This window comes from Providencia sp. PROV033 (assembly GCF_028484855.1).
In the GTDB taxonomy this organism is placed as follows: Bacteria; Pseudomonadota; Gammaproteobacteria; order Enterobacterales; family Enterobacteriaceae; genus Providencia; species Providencia alcalifaciens.
This window is the reverse complement of sequence record NZ_JAMPSW010000131.1, coordinates 1-7,508: the sequence shown is the minus strand read 5'-3', so window position 1 is coordinate 7,508 and position 7,508 is coordinate 1. Positions and strand designations below refer to the sequence as shown.

General features: G+C 39.2%; 10 protein-coding genes. 9 read left to right on the top strand and 1 reads right to left on the bottom strand.

The features are described from left to right. Positions 1–409: inovirus Gp2 family protein (locus PSF16_RS15880; RefSeq protein ID WP_272689635.1), on the bottom strand; the 409-nt coding region annotated here is incomplete at its 3' end. A gap of 437 nt (positions 410–846) precedes the next feature. On the opposite strand from PSF16_RS15880, the gene PSF16_RS15875 reads away from it, so the two are divergent. The 9 genes from PSF16_RS15875 (at position 847) to PSF16_RS15835 (ending at position 6,807) form a co-directional block, all read left to right on the top strand. Continuing rightward, positions 847–1,779: a hypothetical protein gene (locus PSF16_RS15875; protein ID WP_110732131.1), complete on the top strand. Its 933-nt coding sequence runs from the start codon at positions 847–849 to the stop codon at positions 1,777–1,779. Positions 1,780–1,840: 61 nt separating this feature from the next. Continuing rightward, positions 1,841–2,713: a GTPase family protein gene (locus tag PSF16_RS15870; RefSeq protein WP_272689634.1), complete on the top strand. Its 873-nt coding sequence runs from the start codon at positions 1,841–1,843 to the stop codon at positions 2,711–2,713. 91 nt (positions 2,714–2,804) lie between these two features. Beyond that, positions 2,805–3,230, top strand: a complete 426-nt coding sequence (locus PSF16_RS15865) for an antirestriction protein (protein ID WP_272689633.1) — start codon at positions 2,805–2,807, stop codon at positions 3,228–3,230. A 14-nt stretch (positions 3,231–3,244) separates the two neighbouring features. Next, the gene (locus PSF16_RS15860; RefSeq protein WP_272689632.1) at positions 3,245–4,081 is read left to right on the top strand and encodes a DUF932 domain-containing protein; all 837 of its coding nucleotides are present in this window, start codon (positions 3,245–3,247) and stop codon (positions 4,079–4,081) included. A gap of 212 nt (positions 4,082–4,293) precedes the next feature. Continuing rightward, entirely contained in the window at positions 4,294–5,001 is a 708-nt protein-coding gene (locus PSF16_RS15855; protein ID WP_272689631.1) for a helix-turn-helix transcriptional regulator, read from the top strand. Beyond that, complete coding sequence (locus tag PSF16_RS15850) at positions 4,998–5,174, top strand: hypothetical protein (RefSeq protein WP_272689630.1); 177 nt, start codon at positions 4,998–5,000, stop codon at positions 5,172–5,174. The genes PSF16_RS15855 and PSF16_RS15850 overlap by 4 nt, the downstream gene beginning before the upstream one ends. A 5-nt stretch (positions 5,175–5,179) precedes the next feature. Then, positions 5,180–5,653, top strand: coding sequence for a hypothetical protein (locus PSF16_RS15845; protein WP_154610668.1), 474 nt, complete (start codon positions 5,180–5,182; stop codon positions 5,651–5,653). A gap of 150 nt (positions 5,654–5,803) precedes the next feature. Further along, complete coding sequence (locus PSF16_RS15840) at positions 5,804–6,292, top strand: hypothetical protein (RefSeq protein ID WP_154610667.1); 489 nt, start codon at positions 5,804–5,806, stop codon at positions 6,290–6,292. A gap of 65 nt (positions 6,293–6,357) precedes the next feature. Then, entirely contained in the window at positions 6,358–6,807 is a 450-nt protein-coding gene (locus tag PSF16_RS15835) for an IrmA family protein (RefSeq protein WP_154632030.1), read from the top strand. Positions 6,808–7,508 lie beyond the last annotated feature (701 nt).

Below are 7,508 nucleotides of genomic sequence, written 5' to 3'. Positions count from 1 at the left end.
TTACACCAATAGCACTACACCATGCTTGTTGTACTAATGCATAGAGCGTCCCTTTGGTTTTAATAAAATCACCTAGGTTCCAATAAACATCTTTATTTAATAGCAAAAGTACATGGTAGTGTTTTTTGTTTTTTATCTCACCAAACTCTCTGACCCATACATAAAACAAAGGGCATGAATGGTTACGCTTCCATATTTTATTTTTACGTTTTAGGTCAGCATTTATTTTTGCTTTTAACGATTCAAAAAATCGGGTGATGGCATTGGAGTCACTTAAGTGAATTATATCCGATGAAGGAAATCGCAAGTCCACTCGAATAGCAGTAACTCGATTATAGGTTAAGAGTGATTTACGGATGGTGTGGTTTATCTTTTGAATGTAATGCTCGTTGTAGGTGTTTCTAGACATGATTGATACCTTTGGTTGGTTTTATTTTCATATCTAGAATGGATGTTGTTAAAAATAAGAATTCATCACTTTAGAAAAATGATGAGCATATGAATTAGTGAGTCAGTGACAGGGTAATGATTAATGTTCTAGGTGTAGTTATGGGATAGGTTTTCTTTATTAAGATAATACTATACCAACACGGCAAGGCTCTTCTCTATCTCATCACCGATGACCGTGACAGAGCGCTTTTGAACAAAGGTGAACTGATACTTTTTCAAGTAGTTCAACTCTGATATTAGCTTATCTAAAGATTAGTCTTCATTCTAATAATAATTTGTGTGGTTATAGTGATTTTCAACACATAAATACTGATTGTTATGTAGCATAATAACATCTTAAATACTACGTAAAATACAGCGTAAAGGTCTGCAAAAAATACTAGGTGGAGAGAGTGTATGATAAGTGTAGATGTAAATGATAATTATTTGGAGTGTAGACAATATTATGCTGTCCTATTCTGTATGCTTTCAGAAAAAACACTATTACCTGAAGATTTTTATAAAATGATTATCGAGGCAAGAGGTAAGAATGTTAATACGCTAATTCGTGAGTTGAATCAGCATGTCGGGAATGTCTTAAATAATGTTGATCATTATTTAAGAAAGGTGGAGAGAAAAACTATTCCAATAGAACAACTATCTTTTTTAAGGGATGAAAGAATATCATTTGTTATCTTAAACTTTCTCATGAAGTCGTATAATAAATACCTTATAGAAATGGGTCATAAATCAATTATGGCTGGAGTGTATAATTATTCACCTTTAAATTTGATGCCAATGATGGGTAAAAATATACCTTTTCATTATATTGTTTGTTTTTTGGATTTTGTAGTTTTATTTATGACCCCTAAAGATTTTAATGCGATAGTTTTTCAAATGAGAGATAAAGCTTCATCTATTACCAAAGAATATCCAGATCCTTTTTCATTTTTGTCAAAAAAAACTGAAGCGTTAAAATGGATAGGAGAGAGGATGATGCGCGAAAATATTGCTACTGATGATGATGTTAATGTTCTTATTAAAAATCAGAAATGGAAAATAATTGTTTCCTGTTTTGATTATTGGGCTGTTATTTCAACCGTAGAACGTGTAAAGCTTTTTTTATTTCAAACAAGGAAGGCATGGAGCCAAAAAAAGTATCGTGATGGAGTTAAAGATAAGGCTGTACTCAATACGTATATTTCAAAATCATCTATGTTGAAATTAAAAGAAATAGCTAAAAATCATAATAAAAATATTAACGAAATTATCGAGGCGATGATTGAAGAAATTGTTTTGCCACGAGATCCACTTAAAGAACTCATATCGTTAGTTGAAAAGAAAAATTAAAACAATTTCAAATATATATTATTACCTTGAATGATGATGAATTTATTTTCAAGGAAGCAATATGAACGAATATCCTGAATTAGGAAGGGTTATTTCTGCCTTTCCTGCTTCATTTAAAAATCTGTTTTTCAACCAACTCAACTACCTAATCAACTACTCCCCCACCATTGGTCTAATGGGCAAGACGGGAGCTGGAAAATCTAGCCTTATCAACGCACTATTCCAATCAACCCTGTCGCCTGTGAATGATGTTTCTGGCTGTACACGGCATGCTCAGCGCTTCAGTATGACGATGAACAACCATACGCTCGCCTTTATAGATTTACCCGGCGTGGGGGAAAGTATCGAACGAGATAAAGAGTACCACCCACTATATCGTAATCTATTACCAGAACTGGATTTAATCATTTGGGTATTGAAAGCGGATGATCGTGCATGGTCTTCCGATGAACAGTGCTATCGCTTTCTCACTGAACAATGTGGTTATCAACCAAACCGCTTTCTTTTTGTGTTGAACCAAGCCGACAAAATAGAGCCCTGCCGCCAATGGAATGAACTGAGCCACCAGCCCTCCCCTGAACAAGCGGCTAACTTAGAATTGAAGCAACAAGCCGTAGTAATCGCCTTTAAGCCGCATCATCCTGTGATGACGGTTTCTGCGACAGAAGGTTTTCAGCTCACTGAATTAGCAGAGCAATTAATACAGGCGTTACCGGTGCAAGCCAGTAGCGGGGTAATTAGGCAACTGAACAACACTTACCGGACGCAATCCGTAGAGAACTCCGCACGTAACGATTTTGGGCAATGTGTCAGTGATATCGTCGATACGCTGATAGACATCCTTCCCCTGCCTGTCTTGATAAAAAGCACGATTGGTACAGTCAAAAATAGCATCGTTTCCGTCGCTAAATCCCTGTGGAGCCTATTCTTTTAAGCTCCTACGTTAATTCATTATTCATCACTCTCAGCGCCAGTCCTTAACAGGATTGGCGCTTTTTTATTTCTTTTTATTGGAGTCTCAACTTATGAATCATTCAACCGAATCCGCTATCACAATGGAATTAGTCCCTGATGAACAACGCCTTGATTTTTGGCTCAACCATTTTGGTGCAGTAAAAGGTTGGACCACCTTTGAAGTGGTGATATTCACCACGATGGGTCAATTTTGCGATGAGTATCATGGCGGTTATTGGGAGTATGGCTCGATCAATAATGGCGGTGCCTTTATCTACCCCGATATCAACGCAGACACCTTGACCCTATTCAACATGCACAACGGCAATGAAGCCACGGTGAGCCAAGAAGCCGCAGGCATTGCAATATGCCTTATCCTGTACAGCATCTGGTCATTCCAAACAGAAAGCGAAGTGATGTGCGACCGCTTTTATCAGCTGCGTGACTACGCTTCACAACATCCCGAATCCTCTGCCATTTTTCACTTAATTGATTAATCCGGAGTTTTATCATGAGTTTATTAGCTTCGCGTTTTGGCTCTGCTAACAGTATTCGCCGTGACCGTCCACTGACTATCGAAGAGTTATTCCGTACTGTACCGAGTGTATTTTCTGAAGAGAAGCACGATTCCCGCAGTGAACGCTATACCTACATCCCGACCATTACCTTGTTAGATAGCCTGCAAAAAGAAGGCTTCTATCCGTTCTTTGCCTGCCAAACTCGGGTGCGTGATATCAGCCGTCGAGAGCACACCAAGCATATGTTGAGGCTGCGTCGTCATGACCAAATCACGGGTATACAAGTGCCTGAAATTATTTTGTTGAATAGCCATGATGGCTCAAGCAGTTATCAGATGTTGCCGGGACTCTTTAGAGCCGTGTGCTCCAACGGTTTGGTGTGCGGTGATGTATTAGGGGAAGTGCGTGTACCCCATAAAGGGGATGTTGTGGGTAAAGTGATTGAAGGGGCTTATGAGGTACTCGATACGTTTGAGCAAGTGGCTGAAAAACGCGAAAGTATGCAGTCGTTATTGTTACCGCCACCTGCACAGCAAGCCTTTGCGGAAGCAGCGTTGACTTATCGCTTTGGTGAAGAACATCAACCCGTTACACGAGAGCAAGTTTTACAGCCTCGACGCGTTGAAGATAAGAAAGAAGACCTTTGGACGGTGTACCAACGTTTACAAGAGAACTTGATTAAAGGGGGATTATCAGGTCGTACCGCAAAAGGTAAACGTGCCCGAACTCGTTCGGTGAATGGGATTGATGGTGATATTAAACTCAATAAAGCGCTGTGGGTGATGGCGGATACCTTATTTAACCAACTCACTCCTCGCCATCCCAACTAATTTTCCCGCCCTGACAGGTTGTGTCGTTACGCCTTACTTTCTTATCGTTCAAATAAAAAGCATAACGTTATTTATCAATGAATTACTTATAGTGTTTTTTCATTAAAATGCCTAATGAGAATTTTTCCCAACAGACATAACCTGTCAATCCCCTAAGTTAAACTCCCTCACTCCTGTAATTTCTAACTGTCTGTTATTGAGAGCAATACGTTATGTTTCAGACCAACCGAAAATATGACCGCATGGCTGTGCGACTCTCTGCGCTGATTGCCCGCTTAATGGCAGGAGAAAGCCTTGTGCTCTCGCATTTAGCCCAAGAGTTCAATGTTTCTGAACGCACGTTACAACGGGATTTACGTGAACGCTTGGCTTATCTGGGGGTAGAAGGTCGGCAAGGTTGTTATCGCTTGCCCATCAATACGCTAAAAGCTTATCGAGACAAAGATGTTCTTACCTTTGTGAAACAGATTGGAATGACTCGATTATTTCCGGGGCTAGACAGTCGCTTACTCGGATTACTATTAACCCAGCAGCCCCATGCGCCTTGTTTGATTTGGCATCACGCCCATAAGATTTCGGCTTTGCATGCCGACCATTTCTATCAATTGGTGTATGCCATTACCAGTAAGCAATCTATTAGCCTACTTACGCCTGAACGTCGTTTTAATCCGCTACAACCCTATCAACTGATTTACCGTGAAGGCCAGTGGTATTTATTGGCGGAATACCACCAGCAAGTACATGTCCTGTTGTTAGATGATATCCAGCAAGTTCAACCACTCAATACCCCCTTCACACCGAAATACACAGTGATGCAATTGTCACAACAAAACAGTTTTATCGCAGCCTTACCGCATTTTCGATTGATATCACAATTACTTACCTCTCTTCCATCACACAAAGAAAGGAGCCGACCATGACGTTATTATCCCCACTAGCATCGCATCCAATCCATTGCCCTCACTGTTCTTCTGAACAAGATATCATTGCATGGGGCACGGGCTGGATGTGCCGCGATTGCGGTCACGAATGGATCATGCCTATTCAAAATCACCCTCATACCGTGAATTCATCATCACATAAGGAAGCTTAAAAAATATGAACACCGTTTCACACTTACAATTGGGTTTAGAACGCATCGCTATTGTTATCAGTATTTTGTTATGCCTTTGGATCACTGGCGTATTGTTAACACACTTCCAGCTTATCGCTCTCATCATGAACCCGTATGGGATCACATTGATGTACTTCGTTTTATATATTTCGGCTTTGCTTATCCCACAACTCTTGGCGCAATTAGGCTTGTGGGTTTTAAGTGCCTTTAAGGGGATTGATTATAGAATCCATTTCAACCCCAAATTAATTGCCATTATCTCTACCATCATTATCGGATTAGCCCTCTCTAGCCTACTGATTATCATGTCATCCGGTTGGCTATACGGTTTTACTGAAGGTATCGCCACCACGATATTGCTGGTTGATTTGCTTATCGCCACTGGTATTGCCTTTTATCTTCATCGACGAATTCGTCACTGGGTTTCAGTGCGGCTAAATCGTCAACCATCACATTAAACATGATCAGCAATTTTTGTTGTGGATACCTTATTCACCATTCACCCGATAACAATCGAATACGCCATATCAGGGAAAACCAAGCACCCATTAGACGGTGTTCATCAAGCGTCAATCTGACGTTTCTATTTATATTGATAGGAATTTATAATGAAAAAATATGTATTTGTGACTGCATTAGCTTCACTGTGGTTGATAACATCACCAGCCTCTGCCACCAGCCAGCCCCCTAAAAATACCATTTGGGAATATAAAGGGGATGGCGGTAAAACCTTATGGCAAGTGTGTGGAAGCCAAAACAACACCTGTAGGATTGTGGGCTCAACCAAGCATTATGTTGCTGTACTGAATCATAAATCCGCGTCAGGCTGTGCATTTGGTGATTTTTATATCGTGGCAAGAACTGATGGAAATTGGCAACAACGCGATACGGGCACTTGTAGCCCTAACGCCTATGTCCAAAAAGGGACGATTAATAATGGTCAGTACTCTTCGGTCGATATTGGTGTTGGCGGGACGATTGTAGCTCGTTATCCCATTGGGTATTGGAGTATGCAAAAAGAGTTCTCAGGTAAGAACCGACCGCGCTGGAAAGAAAAAGACCGTACTAAAGGCGGATTGCAAACCTACCAACAATAAATCTATATTCTCGCTGCCGTCAATGGCGGTAGCGAGGACGATACAAGATAACTAAAGGTAACGTAATGAATAAGATAAAGAGCATTTTTGCGATGAGTTTATTGGCAGTCAGTACATTTAGCTTGGCTGAAGAACAACAGCGTTATGCGAGCATCACACATACCAGCTCAAACTTTATTAACCAAGGTTACTGTGGTTACTCATTTACCCTCGATAATGGCGGTAACCATATGGTTCTAGCCCATGCGGAGTTTGGTGCGCTTGAGTTAACGCTACGAATGAAAGATGGACAAGGAAAAGTATTAGGGGATACAGTACTTGAAGTTGAACCTTTTGGCGATTCTAGCGCTACTCGTGTTACGTTTGCAGGATTGGAAATTCCGTGTGAGGATGTTGCTGAATTTGAAGTGGTTAAAGCGGTGGAAGATCAAAACGGTCGTAAGGTTGAATTACCACTATCCATCTTTGAGGCCAATAATCCAGAGTTGGCGAAGATGTCGATTTCAGGGAAGTAGAAAAGCTTAGGCATTATGATAGAAAAATAATTGTTGGTATATTTGTTGGTATAAAATTTATCGAACACGATATTTTCATTATAAAACAATGTTAATTGGCTTGTGTTCGAATCCTGTAGGGGCCATTCTCAAGATGGCGCAATCAATAGACATCAAAAGATGTCTTTTTTTATGCCTAAAATTCAGTGAATCAACTGATTTTAACCCTTCTTCGTTCAATTAACGTCTACCTATTCAACTATAAGGTAATTCGCCCGTGTTACCTAAAATTGGCTATCGATATCTTTGTTCGATGACGAATACGGCAGTTTCTGCTTAAACTCAACCATATAATTTCTAACTGTTCATTTTGTTATTTAACACTTCATTAATTGGATTATATTTTATTGTTAAAGTGTCCTGTTTTTTAAATAAAGTAAGAATGTGAGTGCAGTAATAGTCTTTAATTAATTGATATTTAATAATTTTAATGATTTTTTGGAATTTTTATCTGCAACAAGTAAATTAAAAAGTATTAATGGATGATAATTCCTTATTATTACTAATCCTATTTGATATGTTATCTATGAAATAAGATTTTATTTTTGAATTATATTCATAAAAAGATAAGTCAGAATTAGTCGCTCAATATTAATCATAATGACACTGCAATAAAATAAAGTTTATTTCTTGTTACATTTAAATTTAAAAGAGTAATGAAC